The organism is Paenibacillus phyllosphaerae (genome assembly GCF_014192105.1).
In the GTDB taxonomy this organism is placed as follows: Bacteria; Bacillota; Bacilli; order Paenibacillales; family Paenibacillaceae; genus Paenibacillus_Z; species Paenibacillus_Z phyllosphaerae.
In genome coordinates this window covers 374976-398733 of the sequence record NZ_JACHXK010000003.1, presented here as the reverse complement: position 1 = coordinate 398733, position 23758 = coordinate 374976, and the positions used below count along the sequence as shown (strand labels likewise).

The following is a 23758-nucleotide window of genomic DNA, read 5'->3' as shown; positions in this document are numbered from 1 at the left end:
CCATCGAAGCATAGATCCAATCCCAAAACGTCAAAGTCCACCCCTGAATAGGGCATAAAACACCTTATTCGGGGGTGGAAATTTATAGACGGATATTAGGCGCTCTCTTCTTTCTTCTTGCCTTTCTTGCTTGTAAGCTCTGGCATGATCTTCTCTTGGACAACCTTCTCGGTGATTACGCACGTCTGTACGTCATCACGGGACGGCACTTCGTACATCACATCTAGCATAATGCCTTCAATGATTGCACGCAAGCCGCGCGCACCAGTGTTGCGCTTGATCGCTTCTTTGGCGATTGCTTCAAGCGCAGGCTGATCGAAGTCCAATTTCACGTTATCCATCTCCAGCAGCTTCTGATATTGCTTCACGAGCGCATTCTTCGGTTCGGACAGAATGCGTACCAATGCAGCCTCATCAAGCGGCTCGAGCGTCGAGATAACCGGCAGACGGCCGACGAACTCTGGGATCAGACCGAATTTGAGCAAATCCTCTGGCAATACCATGCTGAGGTATTCGCCTGGTTTCAGATCCTTCTGACCGTCTCCGGCCGAGTTGAATCCGATAACCTTCTTGCCGATCCGGCGTTTAATGAACTGCTCCAATCCATCAAAGGCACCGCCGCAGATGAACAAGATGTTCGTCGTATCGATCTGGATAAATTCTTGATGCGGATGCTTACGACCGCCTTGCGGTGGAACGGAAGCAACAGTGCCTTCAAGAATCTTCAGAAGCGCTTGCTGAACGCCTTCGCCCGATACGTCGCGCGTAATGGACGGATTCTCGGACTTGCGTGCTACTTTATCGATCTCGTCGATGTAGATAATGCCGCGCTCGGCTTTCTCAACATCATAGTCTGCCGCTTGGATCAGCTTCAGCAAAATGTTCTCTACGTCTTCGCCTACGTAGCCGGCTTCCGTCAAGGAAGTCGCGTCCGCGATTGCGAAAGGCACATTGAGGATCTTCGCCATTGTTTGCGCGAGCAGCGTCTTACCGGAACCAGTCGGTCCGACCAGCAGAATGTTACTCTTCTGCAACTCTACGTCTTCGATCTTGCTGCCCGAATTAACCCGTTTGTAGTGGTTATAAACCGCTACGGAAAGGGATTTCTTCGCTTGCTCTTGACCGATGACATATTGGTCGAGAATGTTGCGGATATCTTTCGGTTTCGGGATATCCTTCAGATCGAGCTCTTCTTCGTGGCCGAGCTCCTCTTCAACAATTTCCGTGCAAAGCTCGATGCACTCATCGCATATATATACACCAGGGCCAGCAACCAGCTTGCGCACTTGGTCCTGCGATTTGCCGCAGAACGAGCACTTCAGCTGACCTTTTTCGTCGTTGAACTTAAACATGGGATCACCCCTTCATATCGATGGTTACAGGATGGACGACGAGGTTACGATCTTGTCGATCAACCCATAGTTAAGCGCCTCTTCCGCACTCATGAAGTTATCACGGTCCGTATCGCGCTCAATCTTCTCGTAAGGTTGACCAGTACGATCTACGTAGATTTGGTTCAACTTCTGCTTCGTCTTCAGAATCCAGTCTGCATGGATTTTGATGTCCGAAGCTTGACCGCGAACGCCGCCAAGCGGTTGGTGAATCATAACCTCGGCATTCGGAAGCGCGAACCGTTTGCCCTTCGCACCTGCTGTGAGCAGCAGCGAACCCATGCTCGCGGCAAGACCCATGCAAATGGTGGATACGTCGGGCTTGATGTATTGCATCGTATCAAAAATACCCATACCTGCGGTGACTGAACCGCCAGGCGAGTTAATATACAAGTGGATATCTTTCTCAGGATCGTCAGCGGCCAGGAACAGCAGCTGTGCGATTACCGAGTTCGCGACATCATCGTCGATCGCACTTCCCAAGAAAATAATCCGATCTTTCAAAAGACGGGAGTAAATGTCGTAAGAACGTTCTCCTCGATTCGTTTGCTCAACGACAACTGGTACGAGATTCATGCGACCAACCTCCTTAAGTTTATTGCGCTCTCGTATGAGAGAACGCTCCCCCTTATTCGTAGTTCCAGAAGCGAACTTATAAGGTAATTGTGGGAATCTTCGTTATTCTATCATGTTCCGGGCACAAAGTCATTTTTATTGCGATTATGACCGGCAACAAGCTAAACAGGATGCTTCAACAAGCCGATTGTTACAGTATACGGTTGTTGTGCATGGATATGTACGGGGCAAGCCCCAAAGAAACGTTATGTACGTGCACAAGCAGTAATTCCATTAGTCAAAAGAAGGCACGTTTGCACGTGCCTCACCTAATGGTAGAACGAGCCGTCACGATGGACGGCTGCGTCTTGTTACGCTACTTCTGTAGCTACTTTGCTGTTGTCGAGGAGGAACTGGATCGTTTTGCGAATAACGATGTCCGCTTTAAGGTTCTCGAGGTTGCCGTTGCTTGCGAACAGTTGACGAAGCTCGTCCACCGGACGGTTATACATGCCGGACAATTTCTCGAGTTCTTCGCTCAGCTCTTCTTCGGAAGCGCCGATACCTTCGTTCTTGGAGATTTGCTCCAGAACCAGGTTGTTGCGAACACGCTTCTCAGCGTCTGTAGACATTTGAGCGCGCAGAACGGACTCATCTTGACCGGAGAACTGGTAGTACAGGTCAAGGTTCATGCCTTGCATACGCAGACGGTTCTCGAAGTCGCGCAGCATGTAATCTACTTCCGTATTAATCATAGCTTGCGGGATTTCAACCTCAGCTGTCTCGGAAGCTTTCTCAACAACTGCTACTTCGCGAGCTTGCTCGTTTTCTTTTGCTTTGCGGTCAGCCAACTTCACTTTCAGATCTTGCTTGAACTCGTCAAGCGTGTCGAATTCGCTAACGTCTTTGGCGAACTCGTCGTCCAGTGCAGGCAGGTTCTTACGCTTGATCTCATGCAGTTTCACTTTGAATACCGCAGCTTTGCCAGCCAGGTTCTCAGCATGGTAAGACTCAGGGAATGTTACTTCAACATCCTTGAAGTCGCCAGTAGCCAGACCGATTACTTGTTCTTCGAAGCCAGGGATGAACGAACCTGAACCAAGTTCAAGGGAGTAACGCTCGCCTTTGCCGCCTTCGAATGCCTCACCGTCCACGAAACCTTCGAAATCGATAACTGCAGTATCGCCGTTCTGTGCTGCGCCTTCGTCGATTACGACGAGTTCAGCATGACGCTGTTGCAGACGTTCAAGCTCTTCTGCAACTTCCTCTTCAGTCACTTCAGCTTCTGCTGCTGGAACTTCAAGGCCTTTGTAATCGCCAAGCTTAACTTCAGGTTTAACCGTTACTTTTGCTTTGAATTTGAACGATTGGCCTTTGCCGAATTGCTCAACGTCGATCTCAGGACGATCAACGGCTTCAACGCCAGTCTCAGTCAGCGCCGCGGAGTAAACCGACGGAAGCAGGATGTCGATTGCGTCTTGGTAGAGGCTCTCTACGCCGAAACGCTTCTCGAACATTGCACGAGGCACTTTACCTTTACGGAAGCCTGGTACGTTAACCTTCTGAACCACTTTCTTGAACGCTTTGTCAAGCGCTTCCGTAACTTGCGCAGCATCAACTTCTACGTCGATGGCGACAAGATTCTTGTCTATTTTTTCCCAAGTTGCTTTCATGTTATGCTTTCCCCTCCAAATTAACTCACGCTTTCAAGCGTACAGGTTTCGCGATCATAAACCATTACATTATAATCAAATCTCGCACGAATTTCAAGGCTAGCTTCCGTCCCGATTGTCAATGAACATCGACGCCTGCCGCAGGATCCGGCAAGCCTGCTCATACCGGAACCGGAGCGCGTCCGTAATGCCGTATGTATCCCTTACACTCTCGTCTTCGCTTCGTCCGTAAATCGACAACTCCAGCGTCTGATGGAGCGCCCCCGCGAAGCAATCCACCGTCTCATCGTCGTCCATCGTGACCAGATCATAGGCAGATGTGCCGTAGAAGCACTGCAAGCTTTCCTTCCAGAGCTCCCGGGCAAAATGGGGCATCGTCGAATCAATGACTTCTGTTACCGATTCTACCCGTTCTACGATCTTTATAACCACATCCGGAAAATCCGACATCGACAGAGGCGTCCGTTCGATCTCCAAGTCCGTACGTTCGCCAAGCCGTTCGATCACAATCCGGCCGGTAACTCCCCTGCGACGCAAGCATTGAAGCGCCTTGAATTGGAGTGCCGGATGCAGCTCGCCCTTCGTGATCCAAGAGACGATCGTCTCGTCTACAACCGGGTCATTCAGATGCGCCGCCCGTTCGAGGGCCAGTATCTGCTGATCGACAACCGGATGGTTCTGCATGATATAAAGCACCTGCTCGATATAGGCGGAATCGTGCTGGGTCGGAACGATCGCCTGCTTACGGAACTGCTCTTCGTTCTCTTCCTCATCGGCTTCTAGCCCGTAACCTTCTCCTTCGCGGGCACCTGACTCTCCGGGGAAAGCCATATCGAGCCAAGACAGCAGATTGCTCCATTCTTCGTAATGCCGCTGGTCTTCCCCTTGACATTGCATCAGGAAACGCAGCAGTTCCTTTGCTTCGCCATACCGCTCGGATTCCAGCATTCTCGTCAATTGAATCTGATATTGATCCAGCATCTTCGGGAACAAGTAGACATTATCCTTATGTTCGCCTGCTGGTGTTTTTGAAGTCGCTATGATTTCACATCCCTTGTGGCATTCGCGCCCTTGCCGCTTCACTTCACTCGGCTCGCCCTTAATACTCGCGTTATTATAGCATCTTGGCAACTTGATTTCCATGCATAGCTATGCTATCATAACTTCACTTTCATATGCGGGTGTAGTTCAATGGCAGAACGCCAGCTTCCCAAGCTTGAGGCGAGGGTTCGATTCCCTTCACCCGCTTCCCTATGTATACATAAACAAGGAGACCTTGAATGATTCAAGGTCTTTTTTTGTATGTGCAGGACCGTTTTAGCTAGTATTGCCCGTTTATCCCTACTTCTTGCACCCTATTCGGTTGAAAAAAACAGCCGTCTGCAGCTGACACGCGCCGCAGACGGCTTTCGTTAGGTTTGAACTTCGTTAATGCCGGCTTCGAGCTTCGCAAGCCGCTTGCGCAGTTCAGGCGCCTGAATGCTTTTGAGCAGCACAAGCATCCCCTTAACGACCACCTGCTGCGGCTGCGGCTTCTCTAACTCGGCGTATAGCACTTCAAGCGACGAATGGATTTCCTCAAGCGCGGACGGTTCCTTGACATACCAGGCCGCTTGCTCGCGAATCTCCTTCACCTCGAGCAGAAGCTCCGCTTTCAGACTTTTGCCTCGCCCATGTTTGTTGCTTGCGCTCCATTCTTCCACCATCTCGGGAGACAGAACATACGGCGCCCCTTCGGACAGCAAGTCAGCCGCCATCGCATCCAGCCGATTCATCAAGTAATCCGATAATTTGCTCGTATCGAACGACTTCTGCTCAATGACTCTCATCCCAAGATAATTCTGGATCATCGCCTCGAAAATAATCGTTAAATCACGCGCGGCCGGACGAATGGCTTCCCCATAGGTACTGCATATCAGTTCATGTGTCACGAACAGCCCCTGTCTTCGGAATCCCATGACCAGCTCTTGAATCTCGTCATTGATCTCAAAGCGTTCCTTCAAGAGCATCGAAAAGAAATTTTGGTTCTCCTCGTAAAGGTTGTAGCTCATGACGATCCGGCAAGCCAAAAGATCGCGGGAAGTAAGGTCCGTTCTTGCGTGCAATTCGGCGAACTCGGCGGCGATGTTATCCATGTAGTCTTTCATGATGGAATGAAGCAGGTCGCTCTTCGACTTGAAATAGAAGTAGAGCGAGCCTTTGGCTATACCGAGCACGTCCGCAATATCCTGGATGGATGTGCCTCTGTATCCCTTTTCGGAGAAACATTGAATAGCCGCCTGGATAATTTGCTGTTTTTTATTCCCCTCTACCATGGTGTCACCGCCTTACGCCTTCACCTCGTCGTCATGCTTTCTTCTGAAACGTACCAGGAATTCGTATACGACCGGCACGATCAACAAGGTGAGCAGAGTCGAACTAATCAAACCGCCAATAACCGTAACGCCTAAGCCTTTGGAAATAAGTCCGCCGCTGCCGCCCTCAAAGCCCAATACAAGCGGGAGCAATGCGCCGACAGTTGCGAGCGCAGTCATCAGGATCGGACGCAGACGCGTCCCGGCAGCTTCGATCAGCGCATCGCGCGTCGACATGCCTTCCTTCTCCATGTGTAGGACGCGGTCTAGCAATACGATCGCATTCGTGACGACGATACCGATCAGCATGAGCATCCCCATCATCGCCGTTGCACTGATGGTCTCTCCGGCAAGGAATAGACCGACCAACGCTCCGATAATCGTGAACGGCAGCGAGAACAGGATCGCGAACGGCGTCAGCGCACCGCCGAACGTAATGACGAGCAGCAGATAGACGATCGCGATTGCAGCAGCCATCGCAAGGCCCAGCTGCGTGAACGTTTCGTTGATTTGCTCCGTAACGCCGCCGAAGTCGACCGTAACTGTCTCCGGTTTCTCCATCTTCTCGACTTCGTCTTGAAGCTCGGTTGAAGCGGTGCCTACATCCTTGCTCGTTACGTTCGCGGACACTTCGACGTACAGCTTCCCGTCTTTGCGCGTAACCGAGTTCGCGGACGTTCCTTTCTCAACCTTGACGACATCCTTCAGCGGCACCGAAATCCCGAGCGGCGACTGGATCGTCTCATTCTCGATATCCGCGATTGTCTGGTAGGTTTTCTTGTCCACTTGAACATAGACATTATATTCCTTGCCGTCTTCTTGAACGGTCGTCAGAATCGGCGTCTCTCGGACAGGACTTAATTTCATCGCAATTTGGCCGGCAGTCAAACCGAGCTTGCTCAGCTTCTGCTGATCGGCGACAAGCGTATACTGCTCGTATTGCTTGGAGAGAGACGTATCGACCTTCTCAAACTCCTCGTTCTGCTCCATCAGCGTCTGAATCTTCTCTACAACCGGCTTGATTTCATCAAAACTGTTGCCGTAGACGAAGAGGCTAACCTTGGAACCGCCCATGCCGCCGGTGAAGTCCATCTCGCTCCAAGAGCCGGTAGGCTCAAGCGCAGTCAGTTCCTCCACAAGCTTATCCTTCACATCGCCAAAACTTTTGGTGTCGTTATCATACTGCACATAGAACAGGGCATTCTTGGTAGGACCGAAACTCATCGGACTCTCGCCGCCTACCGAGTATTGCAGATTCGTTACGCCTTCGCGGCCCAGGATCAGCTTCTCGGCTTCCAGCGCCGTCTTCTCGACATCGGAGATCAGCTTGCCAGGTCCCGGTGCATAAGTAACCATAACATACTTCTCTTCTTCTTCCGGCAGGAAGCTGGTACCGATAAGCGGTACGAGGAAAAAGCTCGCGACCAGCAGCACAATAGCGCCTAAGAACGTCATCAGTTTATGGTTAAGCGACCAGTTCAAAATTTTACGATAAGAGTTGCCCAAAGCGCCCGGCTTCTCTTCATGCGTCTGGTTAGCCTTCAAACCTCTGCGGAACATTTGGTGCGTCATCATTGGGACGACCGTAACCGCAACAAGCAGGGAAGCGAGCAAAGCGAATACCATGGTTAACGCGAAAGGCATGAACATTTCGCCGATTGGCCCGCTTACCGTCCCCAGCGGCAGGAATACCGCGATTGTAACCAGCGTCGAGGACAAGATCGGAATAAACATCTCGCGCGTCGCTTCGGTTATCAATTCCTTGCCTCTGAGCCTTTCGCCGCGAAGCGCCATTCGTCTATAGTTATTCTCAATGACGACAATGGAATCGTCCACAACCCGGCCGATGGCGACCGTCATGGCGCCGAGCGTCATGATGTTAAGCGTAATGTCCATCTGCTTGAGAATGAGCAGCGCGATAACCAGGGATAACGGAATCGACACGATCGAAATAATCGTTGTCCGAATGTTACGCAGGAACAATAGAATGACGATTACCGCAAACAATGCGCCGAACAGCGCTTTATCGATCATCGTGCTGACCGACTCTTCGATCGGCTTGCCTTGGTCAAGCAGAACGACCGTGCTCATGCCTTCATGTTCGCCTTCGAATTCCTCGGCCTTATCCTTAACTGCATTGACGACATCAACCGTGTTGGCGTCCGAGGCTTTGGTCGCATTGATGCCGATGGAAAGCTCACCGTTCGTACGCGAGATCGATTCAGCTCGGTCGATCATCTCGATCGTGGCTACATCAGACAATTTGATCGTAGGAAGACCAGCTGGACCCGCTTGTCCCGCGGACCCGTTCGTCACCGGAACTTCGATGTTCTTCAGTTGGTCAATCGTCGTTACGTTGCCGTCAACGACCAGCGATTTCTCCGATTGGTCGAGCTCGAAAATACCGAGCGGAGCTTTCAAAGCCGATGCTTGCACAATGCCTTGAACGGTCTCTTGGGTCAAGCCGTATTGCGCCATCTTGGCTTGATCGAACGTCAAATGGACTTCTTTGATATTCTGGCCGGAGATAGCCACCGTCCCGATTCCTTCAATTCCTTCCAGCGCCGGCTGCAGCTCGGTTTCCACGAGCTGGGTCACTTCTTCAAGGCCGAGACCTTTGGACGAAACGCTCAAGGAGACGACTGGGAAGTCATTCAGACTGATTTTGGAAATTTGCGTATCTTGTGCGCCGGATGGCTTCTCGAAAGAATCGATCGCGGCGCCAAGCTCCTCTTCCGCTTCCTTCATGTCTTTATCGTAGCTGTATTCAACCGTAATAATCGACACATTCTCGCTCGAGGTCGAGTTAACGGCCGTCACGCCGCTTAGATTCTGAATCCGCTGCTCCAGCGGAATCGTGACCTGATCCGCCACCTCTTCCGGCGCAGCGCCTGGATATACCGTGTTGACCGTTAAGATCGGCACGGAGATATTCGGGATCGTCTCTTGCTTCATGTTAAGACCCGAATACAAACCTGCGACAACAACGATCAACGTCATAATCCAGATCGCAAACTTGTTGTTCAACGAAAAACGGATTATTCCTTTCACTTTCCCACTCCCTGTCTCTTCGTTCATTTCGCAAGCGAATTTGAACAGTGTTCAAACCCCTATCAAATCGTATTTGACTGCTGTTCAAATGTCAATAAAACGAACGGTCAGTCATAGCTACGACAACCCTTGTTACGGCATATTTCATAAAATGTCTCAAACAAGCAGGCACAATTCCTAAAACAGACACAATCTTCAAGACCCAAAAAATAATTTTACAAAAACTATTGCGTTACATCTTCCGTATGTGGTAGGATACTTCTTGTCGCGTCCCGGTAGCTCAGTTGGATAGAGCATGCGCCTTCTAAGCGCACGGTCGGGGGTTCGAATCCCTTCCGGGACGCCATACTTATACAAGACCCAAGCCCTTTGCATCTTCAGATGAAAAGGGCTTTTTTGTTATTGTATTTCATAGCCATTTAGACATGAAGGAAGAGACTCCCAGATAAGTTTTGAGACTTTAGACTCACTCGTATAGGATTTAAGTATCATTGTTTACTTCTCTTCGACATTTTATGACAAATGAGGTGGGTACTCATGCGCAATGGGAATACTTATGAAGTTATGAGCGAAATATCGAGCCGAAGACCGAGCCAAGCTTATGATTCAACAATTGAAAAATTCGCTTGAGACTCAAAAGAACAAACGTTGGTACCAGAAGACACATTCCAAACCGATAACCGTACCGAAAGGTTGGAAATAAAACATGAAACCCCCGGCAAATGATCGCTCATTCGCCAGGGGTTACCATTCAGAGCGCCTCTAACCGATTCGCCTCAACAAATTCCGAATTCTCCAATGCCGATAAAGGAAAAACAAATATGCACCGACGTAGATGAATATCGTTAGCGCACCGCTTCGTATAACAAGCTCATCTTCGAAGTAAGTATCCCCCTGACCATTGACCCTAACTCGCATCGTATGTTCCCAATGGCGGATGAACCGGCCGGACTCCATCGTCTGGAATTGCCTGTTCCCGTCATCAATGCTTCTGAAATGGATCGTGTGGTAGCCAAGCGGCACAATACCAAACAAATACATATTCATCTGATAAGACCGCCCTTCCTGCCAGCGATCAGGGAACGACTCCGGATGTTCGCTGCGAAATTCCATGACCGGTGCCGTTACTTTGCGGAATACGGCCGGATCCCCGAGCCAGCCCCACAGCACCGCCGGATTCGCCTTCATCTTCGACTTCATTCGCATCCGCATCGTCAGATCGGCAGTTGGTCTCCGGCAGGATTGACAAAACCATGCTTGACCGGCAGCGGACGGACGCGCTCCAATAGACGCACCAACTGGCTCGCTGCTTCCACAGGGTCGCCTGGCGCCGCCTCACCGCCCATATCGGTCTTCATCCAGCCGGGATGGATGGCAAGTACCTGGAAGCCTTGAGGTTCGAGCTCTTTACGCAATTTTTCCGAGAAATAAGTCAACGCCGCCTTGGACAGTCCATACGGATAATCTCCGCCATAGACGACCGCATAGGAGCCCGCTTCCGACGAAATATTCATAATGGACGGCACCTTGCCTTTGCGAAGCATCGGCAACAGCGACTGGGTGAGCTGAATCGGCCCATACAAGTTCGTCTCGAATGAACGAATGATTTCGCCAAGCTGGACCGTATCGATCCCTTGCTCACGCTCAAGCAGGATCGCCGCATTGTTCACCAATCCATCGATCGCCTCGGTACGAGAAGCCAGCTGATCCACGAAACGCTGGATGGACGTCAAGTCCGCCACATCCAATTCTAGCAGCTCGATGCGCGAGGCCAACTTCTCTTCCAACGAATTGAACCGATGACTCGCTGCTTCAACATCACGAACGGCGGCATAGACGGTATGCCCTTTTCTCGCCGCTTGGACGGCAAGCTCATAGCCGAGCCCACGACTTGCTCCGGTAATTACAATTCTCACCAGCTTCTCCTCCGATCAGTTATATAATGAATGCCCTTTCATTATAACGCCTTCTTCTGCTAAAATCCCACCTTTCGTTTCCACTTGTTGGTTACTTGCCATACGATGCGGTTATAAGTCTTTGAACACGATGTGTAAAACACCAGTCGTTTCGGAAACCCTATGGCATTGAAAGGAGTGTTTGCTAATGTCAGAGCAAAACGCACAGCAAAAAAAAGTTCCACAGCCGCAGGATGGCCCTCAGCGCCCTACAGAGCTGCCCGCCCAACATCAGAACCAACAGCCGGGTATCGAGAGCGAGATGAATCCTCGACCGCTGTTCGATAACCCTTCTTATGCGGCAGCAGGAAAGCTGAAAGGGAAGAGCGCGATCATCACCGGCGGAGACAGCGGGATTGGACGAGCCGTAGCCGTTACCTTTGCCAAAGAAGGCGCCGACGTGGCCATCGTATACTTAAGCGAAGATAATGATGCTCAAGAAACCAAGCGGCTCGTCGAAGAAAAAGGCGTACGCTGCCTCCTCTTCGCGGGGGATATTGGCAATCCCGCATTCGCCAAGCAAGCAGTCGAAGAGACGGTCAAGCAGTTCGGCAAGCTTGATATCGTGATCAACAACGCGGCGGAGCAGCATCCGCAGCAGAAGCTGGAGCAAATTACGCCGCAGCAATTGGAACGCACGTTCAAAACGAATGTATTCGGCATGTTCTATCTGACGCAAGCAGCCATGCCGCATCTGCAAGCGGGGGCGTCGATCATCAATACCGCCTCGATCACCGCTTACAAAGGCAACCCTACCTTGCTTGACTACTCGTCAACGAAAGGCGCGGTTGTATCCTTCACGCGCGCATTGTCCCAGAACGTAGCCGCTCAAGGCATTCGCGTCAACGCCGTAGCGCCTGGCCCGATCTGGACGCCGCTCATTCCGTCCACGTTCGACGAGCAGCAGGTGGCGCAATTCGGTGCCGATACGCCGCTTGGACGCGTCGGACAGCCGGACGAGCTTGCCCCTGCTTACGTGTATCTGGCAAGCGGAGATTCCTCCTATGTCAGCGGACAAGTTCTCCATGTGAACGGCGGAGAAGTCGTGAACGGCTAAGAAGATACGCGGAACAAGAAGTTTGAGCGTAGTTGATTATAAAAGAAGCCAGCCGCATTCCAATGCGAACTGGCTTCTCTTTGTACGATGCTCTATTCTCGGACCGCTCGCGTTACTCCGTACCGATCGTAACTCCCAGCTCCTTCAATCTGCGCCGATACGCAATACTGACGCGGTCGCACTTGAGGTGCAGCTCGGCTTGCAAGTCCAGCGGCAGCAGCTCAGGTTTCTGCGCTTCGACGATCCGTTTGTCTTGCTCCAGCAGCGTATTCTGGAAGTCGATGAACACCTGATCCGGCACATTCGGCGCGTAATTGCGCAACTGCAGCATAAAAGCGGTGCAGGTTACGTCCGTCTCCGGCAGAACCAGGAGGAACAAATGGAAGATGTCATCCGAACCTTCGGTTCGCTTCAACAGCTTAACGACTCCGGGCGTATAGATTTCATAGATATACCGGTTATGAACGCCGATCCCCCGCCCGTCAGGGTCGGGCTGATAGACGACAATCTCGTCGGTCACCAGCTCGTCGCCATGCAGATGTACGCTGTAGTCATCGATCTCGGCATGCGCACTATCGCCGAGCAGCCCTTCATGGACGAACATGAGATGGGAGACATCAAGGAAGTTCTCGATCACCCGGGGAGCCGAAGCCTGTACCGGGTACGGTCCCATCCAGATCGGAAGCAAGCTGTCGTCGATTCGCCCCTCCAGAGCGGGATAATCGCACTTCGGTTCACCCAGACAGACCCAGACAAAACCATACCGCTCCTGGCAGGCGTAACTTGTGGTTCGCGCCTTCAGAGGAATAGCTTGCGTCGCCGGCAGCGAAGGGATACAGACGCACCGTCCGTCCCCATCGTATCGCCAGCCATGGTAAGCGCAGACGATCTCCCCCTGCTCTACGCGTCCCAGCGATAACGGAACTCCGCGATGAATGCACAGATCCCGCATCGCGTTGACTCCTTGCGGCCCACGGAACAACACAACTTTCTCGCCTAATACAACGATTTGTTTGGGCGCTTCCGTCACGTCGGAAACTAGCGCAACGGGATGCCATTCATGAAGCAGCACCGGATCCATAATCATCATTGCAGATGCAGCTCCTCTCTATTGCGGAATCGTACCGTCTATCCCTTGCACGAACCAAGTCATGTTCAAGATTTCATCAACCGTCATCGCACTGCCTGCGGCCACCTTCTCCGCTCCGGTTTGATCCTTGATCGGCCCAGCGAACACGTCGAAAGCATCGTTTAGAATTTCCTGCTTTTTCGCCTCGACCAGATCCTGAACGTCCTGAGGGACGTTCTTGCCGAAAGGCGCAATGTCCGTAATGCCGTCTTTCATCGAGCCGAAGTAGCTCTCTGGTTTCCAAGTTCCGTCAATAACCGATTGAACGGCCTCAATATAGTAAGGGCCCCATTTCCACACCGGATTCGTAATATAGGTATCCGGGGCGTATTTGCTCATATCCGAGTCGTTGCCGATCCCCCAGACGCCTCGTTCCGCGGCAGCCTGAATGCTGGCCGGAGAATCTTGATAGGCAGCCAATACATCGACGCCTTTATCCAGCAGACTTGTCGCAGCTTGACGCTCCGTCGTCGGGTCGAACCACGTATTGCTCCACACGACCGAAACATGCGCATCGGGATTGACACTTTGGGCACCTAAGGCGAACGCGTTGATCGTATAGATTACTTCCGGAATCGGGAATGCACCAACGTAGCCGAGATGATTGTTTTCGGTCATTTTACCGGCCGCCATACCGACCAGATACGCGCTTTGATATTCCTTGCCCAGATAAGTGCCGAGGTTATCCAGCGTCTTGTAGCCGCTGGCATGCATGAATTTGACGTCCGGATGCTTCTGCGCCACATTCACCATCGCGTCCATATAGCCGAAGCTTGTGCCGAAGACGACGTCATGGTCCTGCGACAGCTCTTCGAAAATCCGCTCGGCATCCGCGCCCTCCGGCACATTCTCGACCGTAGTTGCAGTAATCCCAAGTTCCTTCTCCATCATCAGGCGCCCTTGGTCATGTTCATACGTCCAACCGCCATCGCCCGGCACGCCCAAATAAACAAACGCGACGCGCGGCTTCTTCGCCTCCCCGCCAGCTGCAGCAGCAGATTCCGCGGCAGTGCCGTTGTCGGCCGGAGCTTCCCCTCCCGCATTCGCTGCCGGAGCATTCGTCTCCTTCGAACAGGCGCTCAGCACCATGAACACGCCAAGCAGCATGACGATCATCATTCTCTTCATCCGACCGTTCCCCTCTCGTCTGATCTATACTTACCCAAGATGTAACACAAAAGCTTAGAGAGAATATAGACCTACGTAATAATAACGTCAACTATCCTCACACAACTTCTGGGCACCTAGCCCAAAAAAAGAAGGCGGCAATTGTGCTTGATGCACATTTGCCGCCTTGCTTACGTAAGATTAAGTATCATTTGTAACGACTAACGCTTTCACTCGGCGCATTTTGAGCAGGCTGCTTGGCGTTTGCCTCCAGAACTTCCTCAGCAAAGTTCTGATTCTCAGCATACTTTTGCCCTCTATCCTTGGATTTGCCCGACATTCCCTTCACCTCCTCTCGAATGATTGGCGAGGATGGGGTTCGAATTACAACAGCCGCGCAATTCCATCACGTACGCCCGGGAATGCCAATACTTGCTCCTTAAAAAGGTCGCGTGCGCTCCAATCGATCTTCATCTCCACATTCTCGAACAGCTCGAAACTGACGTCCGCATAGGCGTTATGCGCGCTATTGTCGTACCAGTCGGTATCCAGACTCGCATCGCGATGCAGCACCGCGATCATCTCGTAGTCTTGCTCCTCCGAATTGGCGAAGTAAGCCAGAAGCCCGCGAGGACCGAAGGCTTCCGTACTCACTTCCGCCTCGACGCACCGGGTACCGTTACGCTCCGTTTCACGTGTAAGATGGACGTTCTGAACGCGCAGGCTTTCGCTCACGACAAGTACCCTGTCGGCTTGAACAGCCCCATTTTGGCAATATGTACCCTCGTCTCCGGCGTACCGAGCTCGTACAGCAATTTATAGACGTCCACGAGCAGATTATCGACGCCGTCGCTTAAGTGATCGGTATCCTTAGATCCGTACGGATGTTTGTGAAAATGGATGAATTCCGACTCGTCCTCTGTGGCGATGTCGTCAAAAAGTTCCTGAAGCTGATCGATTTCTTCTTCATTCGCGCGGATTTCCAGTTCAAATGAAGCAGCAGTCGGATCCTCCAGCACAGAACCTGCCTGGACCGATACATAATAGGTTTTGCGGCCCAAGGACACGGCATCCTCTGATGGATGGATTGCTTCTTCCCGTTGTATATTTTCATGCGGATCAAACATGTATACGGTCAACTCCTTTAGCCTTCCATGATCTGACCCGTATAGCTTCCCCAGGCGGACAGACATTTTATCCTTTTTTGTCGCATATTCATATTAGTACCCTGTTTGAAGTGCCTACTGCGAACTCCAAGAGCCCTGCATAGAGAGGAATGAGATATAATGTGTGGATTTACGGGCTGGATCGACTGGAATGCCGACCTTACGACACAATCGGCCATATTGGAAAAAATGACGGAAACGCTAGCTCTTCGCGGCCCTGACGCTTCCGGTACATGGATTTCCCCGAACGTCGCGCTCGGACATCGCCGCTTATCGGTTATGGACCCGGCGAACGGCGCGCAGCCGATGGTTCGGACTTCCGGCGACGATACCTATGTCATTGCGTATAACGGTGAATTATATAACGCGCCCGAACTTAAGAGGGAGCTTGAGAGCAGAGGACGGACGTTCACGACGACCTGCGATACGGAAGTACTGCTCGTTTCTTATATCGAATGGGGCCGTTCGTGCGTCGAGAAGTTCAACGGCATCTTCGCGTTCGCCATCTGGGACACGAAAGAGCAGCACCTCTTCCTCGCCCGAGACCGGCTTGGCGTCAAACCGCTATTCATCTCCCAGCAGTTCGGAAGATTCATCTTCGGTTCGGAACCAAAGGCGCTGCTCGCGCATCCGGCGATCCGTCCCGAGATCGGACCGGAAGGTCTCGCCGAGATCTTCATCGTAGGGCCGGCACGCACGCCGGGGCAAGGCGTGTATAAGGACATCAGCGAGCTGCTGCCAGGCCAATGCGCGACCGTGAGCCGTTCCGGCGTCTCAATCAGGCACTATTGGAAACTAGAAAGCAAGCCGCACACCGAGAACGTCGACGAAACGGCCGCCACTGTCAGGGAGCTGCTGCAAGATACCGTTCAACGTCAGCTGCTATCGGACGTTCCGCTCGGCACACTGCTGTCCGGCGGGCTTGACTCCAGCATTCTGACGACGTTGGCAGTCCGCCACTACGAAGAAACCGGCCAAGGCAAATTCAAAACATTCTCGGTCGATTACGTCGATAACGACAAGCACTTTAAAGCACATGCGTTCCAACCGAATTCGGATGCCCCTTGGATCGAACGGATGACCAAACATCTGGACACGGAGCACCACTACGTGAAGTTCGATACGCCGGACATCGCCAATGCGCTGCGTGCCGCGCTGCTGGCCCGTGACCTGCCGGGAATGGCTGACGTAGACTCCTCCCTGCTGCTGTTCTGCGAAGCGATCAAGAAGGAAGTGACTGTCGCGATCTCGGGCGAAGCGGCAGACGAAATCTTCGGCGGCTACCCGTGGTTCCATCGCGAAGAGTCGCTTAACGCCAATACGTTCCCGTGGTCGCTCGCCTCGAACATGCGTGCCGGACTCTTGTCCGAAGAAGCGGCCGCGTGGATTAAGCCGCTCGACTATATCGGCGACCGCTACAGCGATGCGATCCGTGAAGTGCCTAAGCTTGACGGCGAGGATGATGCGGCTGCCAAAATGCGGGTTATGTCCTATCTGAACATAACGCGGTTTATGCCAACCTTGCTGGACCGCAAAGACCGGATGAGCATGGGCGCAGGCCTCGAGGTGCGGGTTCCTTTCTGCGACCATCGGCTTGTGGAGTATGTCTTCAACATTCCGTGGGAAATCAAGACGGCAGGCGATCGCGAGAAAGGCATCCTGCGCAAAGCGATGGAAGGCGTGCTTCCGGATGATGTCTTGTACCGCAAGAAGAGTCCGTATCCGAAGACGCACAATCCGAACTATCTGAATACCGTCCGTTCGCGCGTGCTGGAGATTCTGGACGAAGGCACTTCGCCGCTTCTGCCGCTCATCAACGTCAAGAAAATCCGCGAGATCGCGGCTAGCGACAGCGCCAGCTCCAACCTGCCATGGTTCGGTCAGCTCATGAGCGGCCCGCAATTATTCGCTTATCTCATCCAAATCGATATTTGGCTGCGCGAATATCAAGTTTCCGTTCGCTGACCAAGCCAATCCCCTATACAGAAGGGGCCGTCCCCGATCCAATACTGGATCAGGAACGGCCCCCTTCTCTTACTCAACCCCAAGCTTTGCTAACAATGTTACAAGCGCCGAGCCCCTGTGGCTGATCGACTGCTTCTCGTCTTTGGTCAATTCCGCCATCGAACGTCGATGCGTATCCAACCAGAACAACGGATCATAACCAAAACCGCCTTCACCGCGCGGGCTGTTCATAATCTGGCCGCGGACTTCCCCTTCGGATTCAATGAAGGATTGTTCCTTCGGATGATAGAGCGCAAGGGCGCAAACGAACCGAGCATCGCTCAGCAATTCCGTTCCGTCCTCCAGCATGCCAACCTGCGTATCTCCAAGTTTCGCAAGCTCAGCCAGCAGCTTGGCGTTGTTTGAGGCGTCGGTCGCCCCTTCGCCGGAATAACGAGCCGAATACACGCCCGGCTCACCGCCGAGCCTCGCGACCTCCAGCCCAGAATCATCCGCTAATACCGGAAGCTGCAATGCGTCTCCAACCTGCTTGGCCTTCTTGCGGGCATTCTCGGCGAATGTGCGTCCGTCTTCATCCACTTCCGGCAAGTTCGGATAGTCGAACATGCTGACCACGTTCATCCCGAGTTTACCGAACGCATGCGTGAATTCTCGCACTTTGCCGGCGTTCTTCGTAGCGACGACTACCGTATCCCCGCTTCTCATACCGTGGCCGTTCCAATCCGCAGGCCGCTCTCGCCAAGCGCTTCTTTCTGTTTGGCGACCAGCTGGGCGATGCCGCCTTCCGCGGCGGCCAGCAGCGAATCCAGTTCCTCGCGCGAGAACGGCGATTCTTCGCCAGTCCCTTGCACCTCGACGAATTTGCCCCCGCCGGTCATGACGACATTCATATCGACCTTCGCCTTCGAGTCTTCCTCGTAATTCAGATCAAGCAGCGTGTTGCCTTGAATGACGCCGACGCTTACCGATGCAAGGAAATCCGTCAGCGGATACTTCGTAAAGTTGTGCTGTTTGTTCAGCTTATGTATAGCAAGCGCCAGCGCCACATACGCACCTGTTATGGAAGTTGTACGCGTGCCTCCGTCCGCTTGCAGAACGTCGCAATCCAATGTGATGGTACGCTCGCCGAGCGCTTGCAGATCTACTATCGAACGCAGTGCCCTGCCGATGAGCCGTTGGATCTCCATGGTGCGGCCGGTCAATTTGCCCCTCGCCGATTCACGCTGATTGCGCACTTGCGTAGCTCTTGGGAGCATTGAATACTCTGCGTTAATCCAGCCTTTGCCCTGGCCCTTCATGAAAGGCGGGACGCGCTCCTCGACCGTTGCGGTGCAGAGCACCTTCGTATCGCCGAATTCGATCAGCACCGAGCCTTCAGCATGTTTGTTCGGATTCATCGTAATGGTAACCGGCCGAAGCTCGTTCCATTGTCTGCCGTCATTTCTCATCGTAAGCGTAATCCTTTCGTCAAACGTATTCATCACCCTATTCTACCAGACCCGGAATGGAAAATCATCTTGGCCGGGAAATGAACAAGCGGCGCCCCCTTATGAAAGGGAACGCCGCTCTTCTATGTGCAGGTCAATTAGAATGCCGCAACGATCGAACCTTTGTATGTGTCTTCGATGAATTTCTTCACGTCTTCCGATTGCAGTGCCGCAACGAGTTTCTTAATCGCGTCGGACTCTTTGTTGTCCGGACGCGCTACGAGAACGTTCGCGTAAGGCGAGTCGTTGCCTTCAATGAACAGCGCGTCAGTCGTTGGAACAAGGTCCGCTTCAAGGGCATAGTTCGTGTTGATCAGCGCGAGATCGACTTCATCCAGAAGACGCGGCAGCATAGCTGCTTCAACTTCCGTAATCTCAAGTTTCTTCGGATTCTCGGTAATATCGGCTACCGTACCCGCTACGCCTACGCCATCTTTCAGCGTGATGAGGCCGTTAGCAGCCATCAGCGCAAGCGCGCGGCCAGCGTTGGACGGATCGTTCGGAATCACGACTTTAGCGCCTTCTTTCAGCTCGTCGGCCGTTTTCACTTTTTTGGAGTAAGCGCCGAATGGCTCGAGGTGAACCGGAGCTACGCTCACAAGGTCATAGCCTTTATCTTTGTTGAACTGATCCAGGTATGGAACGTGTTGGAAGAAGTTCGCGTCGATTTCTTTTTCATACAGCTGCACGTTCGGTTGAACGTAATCCGTGAATTCAACGACTTCAAGGTTAACGCCTTGCTCTTTGAGCGCTGGAGCGATATGCTTCAGGATCTCGGCATGCGGTACTGGCGATGCGCCGACTTTAAGCGTAACTTCCTCTGTCGTCTCGCCTGTAGCTGCATTGCCTTCTGTAGCGCCATTGCCTTGTGCAGCGTTATTCGCTGCATTGTTAGCCGTATTCTCGTTGTTCTTCGCGCCGCAAGCGGACACAACCACCGCAAGGACGATCGTAAGCAGGACCAAACTTAATTTCTTCATCTTGGGAATCCCTCCTAATAATAATGACTTGTCTCTATGTTCATGAATCCTTACTTACGGCTGTAGCGGCGCACAAGAAGGTCGCCGGCCGTTTGCAGGAGTTGAACCAATACGATAAGCAGCACGACGGTAACAAGCATAACGTCGGTCTGGAAGCGTTGATAGCCGTAACGAAGCGCCAGGTCGCCGAGACCGCCGCCACCGATAACGCCGGACATCGCCGTGTAGGAGACGAGCGTAACCGCGGTAACCGTAACGGCCGCCAAGAGGCCCGGACGCGCTTCACGAAGAAGGACGCGGGAGACGATGTCCCATTTGGAAGCTCCCATAGCAACGGCCGCCTCGATAACCCCTCGGTCTACTTCACGGAGCGCCGTCTCGACCAGACGGGCGAAGAATGGAGCAGCAGCCACGATAAGCGGCGGAATCGTCCCTGCAACGCCGAAGGTTGTGCCGGTAATCAGTTTCGTGAACGGCATGATCGTAATCATCAGAATGACGAACGGAACCGAACGAATGATATTGACGACGAACGAGAGCACGCTATATACAATCGACTGCTCCAGCAGCTGCCTTCGTGAGGTCAGGAACAGGATCAGACCCAATATAAAGCCGATGACAATCGTGAACGCAAGCGACCAAACCGTCATGCTAAGCGTATCCTTGGAGGCTTCCCATATCTCCTCCCAACGCACATTCTCAAAACTCATGTCAATTCCTCCACATTCAAACCGTCTTGCTTCAGCCGGTCAATAATACCGCCGATCTCGGCGTCAGGCCCGATCAACTCGACGATCAGCTCGCCGTAAGGGGTCTGCTTCATCCGCGAAATCGTTCCTTGCAGAATTGCGAACTGCACCGAAGTCTTCTTAACGGCGTTATAAAGGATCGGCTCATACGTTAATTCGCCGACAAAATGAACCCGGAATACACGTCCGCTGCGGGCTTTGACCAGCTGGCCGAGATCGCCTGCCGAGTCCGATACTTCATCGACAAAGTCCTGCGTTACCTTATGCTGCGGCTTCAGGAAGACGTCGATTACATCGCCAAGCTCGACGATTTGCCCATCGTCGATAACGGCAACCCGGTCGCATATGGAGCGGATAACCTGCATCTCATGGGTAATGAGCACAACGGTAATGCCAAGCTTCTGATTAATATCGAGAATGAGCGACAAAATCGCGTTCGTCGTCTGCGGATCCAGAGCCGATGTCGCTTCATCGCATAAGAGGACATCCGGGTTGTTCGCGAGCGCACGTGCAATCCCGACGCGCTGCTTCTGTCCGCCCGACAGCTGCGCAGGATATTTGTCGCCATGACCCTCGAGGCCGACAAGCTTAAGCAATTCATCGACGCGGTTCTTGATCTCCGTGCCCGACAGCTTGGCCAGTTTGAGCGGGAAAGCGATATTCTCGCGCACCGTAGCCATGGAGAGCAGATTGAAATGTTGGAATATCATGCCGATCTTGCGACGTTCCTTCTGCAGCTGACGGTCGGTCAGTTTCGTCAAGTCCACGCCGCCTACGTTAACCGTCCCTGACGACGGGCGCTCGAGCAGATTGATGCACCGCAGCAGCGTGCTCTTCCCTGCGCCGGAATGGCCGATGATTCCGAATATTTCCCCTTTGCGCACGGTCAAAGAAATATCTGTGACCGCATCAACGGAGGTTGATCCGACCCGATACTTTTTGGTAATACTTTCTAAATGTATCAGTTTTAAACCCTCCTGCATCATAAATTATGCATTATTATTGCACTAACAATCGATACCACGTATAATACCCTATTGTGCCTCTTTTGATTGCCTGACGTCTATGTAAAGCTTCAACCCCATTGAAGCCTTGACTTATCACAGTTTGTTCGACTTTCCACATTATTCCTATCATATTACACGGATATGAAGCATTTTACCAACCCCCGACTATATCGTCAATAACAAAAATAATCCAGAAGATACAAAAAAGCCCGACTTCACAAAGAAGTTCGGGCTTTTTCATGCAATCGTCACATTTAGGACTTAATGGCGTTCACTACCTCAGGTCTGGAGACCGGCTTGCTGTAATCCACATTGTTCGTATCCATAATATTCGAGCTGCCGTTGATGCTGATCTGTACCTTGCCAATACCCGTGTTCTCCGTTAACGAAAGAACGAGCGCTTCGAGCAGTTCAGCCGGCATCTTCTGTCCTTCCACATAAGCGCTGTCTTCAAGCGCGATGGAGACGACGTCGGCGCCTTTCTCGATCGACTTCACGACGACATCAGGCGTGGATACTGGAATCAGGCTGCCGTTCCCGGTAATGCTGTCCAGCGGGCCGGCGATCAGCTCTTGAATCGCGGATTTGGCTTTATTATCGGTACGGTCGATCAGGCGCGTTACCGGTACATAGTAGCTTTCGTCGCTAGGCGATACCGACGAGAAATACAGCGTTACCGGCGTCGATTGGCTGTAATCTACGCCTTCGTCCACCTCGAGGTTAATGCCTACCGCGCGCGTGAGCGGCTCATCCAGCGGGAAGCGGTCTACCGGCATCTCGCCAAGCTTCACGCCGTCAACGGAAAGCTGCACCTTATTCACGCCCGGAAGGCTTGTCAGCGTCCAAGTTACCGCCTCTACGATTCTGCGCTCTTCTTCAGGCGCATAGTTACCGAACGAGCTGGACAAATCGACCATAGCCAGCTTCTGATCGTCCTCAATGGTAAGATCGTTCACGATCGTCCCCTTCGGCAGCACCGCTTCGAATCCGATCGGCAGCTCGGCTGCATAAGGACCTTCCGCCACCATCAGCTCAAGCGCCTTCTGGCCCGCCTTCTGGTTGCCTTCAAGCGATGCTAGCACCGACACGGGAGCAAGGAGCTGATGCTGATCTTTCAGATAGACGGTGAGCTGCGTCTGATCACCCTGCACGGCCGTTTCTGTTCCAGTCGGCTGCGTAGTCGTTTGTTCGGTTGCGCCGGCTTGTCCGGCTGCAGTTTCGTTCGCTGCGCCCGTCGCGTTCTGCGATGTATTCTGCGGCGGGTCAATCTGCTTGCTCGCTTCCTGCGAGAAGATCCCGCAGCCAGTCGTCAGGATCGGCAGCGCAAGCGCTCCAGTAAGCGCTACCCGGCGAATCATACGGTATTGAGTCATGTTCATGTTTCCTCCCTTTTTTGATCATCCGATTGAGATGGGTGCGTATTTGGTACAAGTCTCCTTTTGTAGTACTATGTATACGAGCCCGTCCTTACGATTAGACCAGTTTTGTCCACTAATTTGAGACAAGAGGTGCAGCACATGACCAAGTCCAAACTTTACAGCTTAAATAGCAAGAGCGTCGCAGCCGCAACGAAGGAATGGCTTGCTCAGCGGGGCGTAACGAAGGCGCAGATCGCCGAACTCGTCCTCTTCCTCCAGAAGGATTATTATCCTGATCTTACGCAAGAGGAGTGTGAGAACTACGTCGAAGCCGTATTAACCAAGCGCGAGGTGCAGAATGCGGTGCTAACAGGCATTCAGCTGGACCTGCTTGCCGAAGAAGGCAAGCTGCTGCCTCCGCTTCAGGAAATGATCGAGAACGACGAAGGATTATACGGCTGCGACGAGATTCTCGCCCTGTCCATCGTGAATGTATATGGCAGCATCGGCTTCACCAACTTTGGTTATGTCGACAAGCTCAAGCCCGGCATTCTGAAGAAGCTGAACGATAAGAATGACGCTCAGTGCCATACCTTCCTGGACGATATCGTCGGCGCGATTGCCGCCGCGGCCAGCAGCCGGATCGCGCATCGCAAGCAGGCCGAGCGCGAAGGACGCACCGATCCGCCGCTTGATTAATCATGAATGATGAATACCGTTCGCAGAACAACCCATTGATTATATACATAACCGCCTATGAGCCGGAAAGGCGCT

The 23758-nt window shown here is 52.6% G+C and carries 22 protein-coding genes and 2 tRNA genes; 5 read left to right on the top strand and 19 right to left on the bottom strand.

Going from position 1 to position 23758, the window contains the following annotated elements:
• Positions 1 to 95: 95 nt before the first annotated feature.
• From clpX to FHS18_RS09460, 4 genes are all read right to left on the bottom strand, one after another.
• Positions 96 to 1352, bottom strand: a complete 1257-nt coding sequence (clpX, locus tag FHS18_RS09475; protein WP_183599361.1) for an ATP-dependent protease ATP-binding subunit ClpX — start codon at positions 1350 to 1352, stop codon at positions 96 to 98.
• 24 nt (positions 1353 to 1376) lie between these two features.
• Positions 1377 to 1967 (bottom strand): ATP-dependent Clp endopeptidase proteolytic subunit ClpP, encoded by a 591-nt coding sequence (gene clpP, locus FHS18_RS09470; protein ID WP_183599359.1) that lies wholly within the window; start codon positions 1965 to 1967, stop codon positions 1377 to 1379.
• A gap of 350 nt (positions 1968 to 2317) precedes the next feature.
• Positions 2318 to 3619: a trigger factor gene (gene tig, locus FHS18_RS09465; protein WP_183599357.1), complete on the bottom strand. Its 1302-nt coding sequence runs from the start codon at positions 3617 to 3619 to the stop codon at positions 2318 to 2320.
• A 99-nt stretch (positions 3620 to 3718) separates the two neighbouring features.
• The gene (locus tag FHS18_RS09460) at positions 3719 to 4612 is read right to left on the bottom strand and encodes a hypothetical protein (protein ID WP_246427546.1); all 894 of its coding nucleotides are present in this window, start codon (positions 4610 to 4612) and stop codon (positions 3719 to 3721) included.
• Positions 4613 to 4796: 184 nt separating this feature from the next.
• On the opposite strand from FHS18_RS09460, the gene FHS18_RS09455 reads away from it, so the two are divergent.
• A tRNA-Gly gene (locus FHS18_RS09455) sits at positions 4797 to 4867 on the top strand.
• A 164-nt stretch (positions 4868 to 5031) separates the two neighbouring features.
• Here FHS18_RS09455 and FHS18_RS09450 read toward each other — a convergent pair.
• Together FHS18_RS09450 and FHS18_RS09445 are read right to left on the bottom strand one after the other, a co-directional pair.
• Positions 5032 to 5934, bottom strand: coding sequence for a TetR/AcrR family transcriptional regulator (locus FHS18_RS09450; RefSeq protein ID WP_183599355.1), 903 nt, complete (start codon positions 5932 to 5934; stop codon positions 5032 to 5034).
• Positions 5935 to 5946: 12 nt separating this feature from the next.
• Positions 5947 to 9024, bottom strand: coding sequence for an efflux RND transporter permease subunit (locus FHS18_RS09445; RefSeq protein ID WP_183599353.1), 3078 nt, complete (start codon positions 9022 to 9024; stop codon positions 5947 to 5949).
• 269 nt (positions 9025 to 9293) lie between these two features.
• On the opposite strand from FHS18_RS09445, the gene FHS18_RS09440 reads away from it, so the two are divergent.
• Positions 9294 to 9370, top strand: a tRNA-Arg gene (locus tag FHS18_RS09440).
• A gap of 416 nt (positions 9371 to 9786) precedes the next feature.
• On the opposite strand, the gene FHS18_RS09435 is transcribed toward FHS18_RS09440, so the two are convergent.
• Both FHS18_RS09435 and FHS18_RS09430 read right to left on the bottom strand, forming a co-directional pair.
• Positions 9787 to 10224, bottom strand: coding sequence for an SRPBCC family protein (locus FHS18_RS09435; protein WP_183599351.1), 438 nt, complete (start codon positions 10222 to 10224; stop codon positions 9787 to 9789).
• Between the two features lie 14 nt (positions 10225 to 10238).
• Positions 10239 to 10940, bottom strand: coding sequence for an SDR family NAD(P)-dependent oxidoreductase (locus tag FHS18_RS09430; RefSeq protein ID WP_183599349.1), 702 nt, complete (start codon positions 10938 to 10940; stop codon positions 10239 to 10241).
• Positions 10941 to 11127: 187 nt separating this feature from the next.
• Here FHS18_RS09430 and FHS18_RS09425 point away from each other — a divergent pair, with 187 nt between their 5' ends.
• Positions 11128 to 12036 carry an SDR family oxidoreductase gene (locus FHS18_RS09425; RefSeq protein WP_183599347.1) on the top strand — a complete coding sequence of 303 codons (909 nt, stop codon included), beginning with the start codon at positions 11128 to 11130 and terminating at the stop codon, positions 12034 to 12036.
• A 112-nt stretch (positions 12037 to 12148) separates the two neighbouring features.
• Here the strand turns inward: FHS18_RS09425 and FHS18_RS09420 are convergent, their stop codons facing one another.
• The 5 genes from FHS18_RS09420 to FHS18_RS09405 form a co-directional block, all read right to left on the bottom strand.
• Positions 12149 to 13126, bottom strand: a complete 978-nt coding sequence (locus FHS18_RS09420) for an aromatic ring-hydroxylating dioxygenase subunit alpha (RefSeq protein ID WP_183599345.1) — start codon at positions 13124 to 13126, stop codon at positions 12149 to 12151.
• A gap of 18 nt (positions 13127 to 13144) precedes the next feature.
• Positions 13145 to 14293 (bottom strand): BMP family ABC transporter substrate-binding protein, encoded by a 1149-nt coding sequence (locus FHS18_RS09415; RefSeq protein ID WP_183599343.1) that lies wholly within the window; start codon positions 14291 to 14293, stop codon positions 13145 to 13147.
• A gap of 187 nt (positions 14294 to 14480) precedes the next feature.
• On the bottom strand, positions 14481 to 14612 hold the full coding sequence (locus tag FHS18_RS34885) for a hypothetical protein (protein WP_281378694.1): 132 nt from the start codon (positions 14610 to 14612) through the stop codon (positions 14481 to 14483).
• Between the two features lie 44 nt (positions 14613 to 14656).
• A complete protein-coding gene (locus FHS18_RS09410) occupies positions 14657 to 15007 on the bottom strand; it encodes a hypothetical protein (RefSeq protein WP_183599341.1) in 351 nt (116 codons plus the stop codon).
• The gene (locus tag FHS18_RS09405) at positions 15004 to 15399 is read right to left on the bottom strand and encodes a hypothetical protein (protein ID WP_183599339.1); all 396 of its coding nucleotides are present in this window, start codon (positions 15397 to 15399) and stop codon (positions 15004 to 15006) included. The genes FHS18_RS09410 and FHS18_RS09405 overlap by 4 nt, the downstream gene beginning before the upstream one ends.
• A 159-nt stretch (positions 15400 to 15558) precedes the next feature.
• Here FHS18_RS09405 and asnB point away from each other — a divergent pair, with 159 nt between their 5' ends.
• A complete protein-coding gene (gene asnB, locus FHS18_RS09400) occupies positions 15559 to 17403 on the top strand; it encodes an asparagine synthase (glutamine-hydrolyzing) (RefSeq protein ID WP_183599337.1) in 1845 nt (614 codons plus the stop codon).
• Positions 17404 to 17472: 69 nt separating this feature from the next.
• Here the strand turns inward: asnB and rdgB are convergent, their stop codons facing one another.
• From rdgB to FHS18_RS09370, 6 genes are all read right to left on the bottom strand, one after another.
• Complete coding sequence (gene rdgB, locus FHS18_RS09395) at positions 17473 to 18108, bottom strand: RdgB/HAM1 family non-canonical purine NTP pyrophosphatase (RefSeq protein ID WP_183599335.1); 636 nt, start codon at positions 18106 to 18108, stop codon at positions 17473 to 17475.
• Positions 18105 to 18851 (bottom strand): ribonuclease PH, encoded by a 747-nt coding sequence (rph, locus tag FHS18_RS09390; RefSeq protein WP_183599333.1) that lies wholly within the window; start codon positions 18849 to 18851, stop codon positions 18105 to 18107. Before rph ends, rdgB begins: the two co-directional genes overlap by 4 nt.
• Before the next feature lie 137 nt (positions 18852 to 18988).
• A complete protein-coding gene (locus FHS18_RS09385) occupies positions 18989 to 19870 on the bottom strand; it encodes a MetQ/NlpA family ABC transporter substrate-binding protein (protein WP_183599331.1) in 882 nt (293 codons plus the stop codon).
• Between the two features lie 50 nt (positions 19871 to 19920).
• Positions 19921 to 20586, bottom strand: a complete 666-nt coding sequence (locus tag FHS18_RS09380) for a methionine ABC transporter permease (RefSeq protein ID WP_343060486.1) — start codon at positions 20584 to 20586, stop codon at positions 19921 to 19923.
• Positions 20577 to 21584 (bottom strand): methionine ABC transporter ATP-binding protein, encoded by a 1008-nt coding sequence (locus tag FHS18_RS09375; RefSeq protein ID WP_246427570.1) that lies wholly within the window; start codon positions 21582 to 21584, stop codon positions 20577 to 20579. Before FHS18_RS09375 ends, FHS18_RS09380 begins: the two co-directional genes overlap by 10 nt.
• Before the next feature lie 296 nt (positions 21585 to 21880).
• Positions 21881 to 22999: a GerMN domain-containing protein gene (locus FHS18_RS09370; RefSeq protein WP_183599327.1), complete on the bottom strand. Its 1119-nt coding sequence runs from the start codon at positions 22997 to 22999 to the stop codon at positions 21881 to 21883.
• 144 nt (positions 23000 to 23143) lie between these two features.
• Here FHS18_RS09370 and FHS18_RS09365 point away from each other — a divergent pair, with 144 nt between their 5' ends.
• Positions 23144 to 23683, top strand: coding sequence for a phosphatidylglycerophosphatase A family protein (locus tag FHS18_RS09365; RefSeq protein ID WP_183599325.1), 540 nt, complete (start codon positions 23144 to 23146; stop codon positions 23681 to 23683).
• The last annotated feature ends 75 nt before the right edge of the window (positions 23684 to 23758 follow it).

What these genes read in the sequence shown, in the direction of transcription:
- clpX (WP_183599361.1), bottom strand. Translation starts at nt 1,352, where the DNA reads ATGTTTAAGTTCAACGACGAAAAAGGTCAGCTGAAGTGCTCGTTCTGC.
- clpP (WP_183599359.1), bottom strand. Translation starts at nt 1,967, where the DNA reads ATGAATCTCGTACCAGTTGTCGTTGAGCAAACGAATCGAGGAGAACGT.
- tig (WP_183599357.1), bottom strand. Translation starts at nt 3,619, where the DNA reads ATGAAAGCAACTTGGGAAAAAATAGACAAGAATCTTGTCGCCATCGAC.
- FHS18_RS09450 (WP_183599355.1), bottom strand. Translation starts at nt 5,934, where the DNA reads ATGGTAGAGGGGAATAAAAAACAGCAAATTATCCAGGCGGCTATTCAA.
- FHS18_RS09435 (WP_183599351.1), bottom strand. Translation starts at nt 10,224, where the DNA reads ATGAAGTCGAAGATGAAGGCGAATCCGGCGGTGCTGTGGGGCTGGCTC.
- FHS18_RS09425 (WP_183599347.1), top strand. Translation starts at nt 11,128, where the DNA reads ATGTCAGAGCAAAACGCACAGCAAAAAAAAGTTCCACAGCCGCAGGAT.
- FHS18_RS09420 (WP_183599345.1), bottom strand. Translation starts at nt 13,126, where the DNA reads ATGATGATTATGGATCCGGTGCTGCTTCATGAATGGCATCCCGTTGCG.
- FHS18_RS09415 (WP_183599343.1), bottom strand. Translation starts at nt 14,293, where the DNA reads ATGAAGAGAATGATGATCGTCATGCTGCTTGGCGTGTTCATGGTGCTG.
- FHS18_RS34885 (WP_281378694.1), bottom strand. Translation starts at nt 14,612, where the DNA reads ATGTCGGGCAAATCCAAGGATAGAGGGCAAAAGTATGCTGAGAATCAG.
- FHS18_RS09405 (WP_183599339.1), bottom strand. Translation starts at nt 15,399, where the DNA reads ATGTTTGATCCGCATGAAAATATACAACGGGAAGAAGCAATCCATCCA.
- asnB (WP_183599337.1), top strand. Translation starts at nt 15,559, where the DNA reads ATGTGTGGATTTACGGGCTGGATCGACTGGAATGCCGACCTTACGACA.
- rdgB (WP_183599335.1), bottom strand. Translation starts at nt 18,108, where the DNA reads ATGAGAAGCGGGGATACGGTAGTCGTCGCTACGAAGAACGCCGGCAAA.
- rph (WP_183599333.1), bottom strand. Translation starts at nt 18,851, where the DNA reads ATGAGAAATGACGGCAGACAATGGAACGAGCTTCGGCCGGTTACCATT.
- FHS18_RS09385 (WP_183599331.1), bottom strand. Translation starts at nt 19,870, where the DNA reads ATGAAGAAATTAAGTTTGGTCCTGCTTACGATCGTCCTTGCGGTGGTT.
- FHS18_RS09370 (WP_183599327.1), bottom strand. Translation starts at nt 22,999, where the DNA reads ATGACTCAATACCGTATGATTCGCCGGGTAGCGCTTACTGGAGCGCTT.
- FHS18_RS09365 (WP_183599325.1), top strand. Translation starts at nt 23,144, where the DNA reads ATGACCAAGTCCAAACTTTACAGCTTAAATAGCAAGAGCGTCGCAGCC.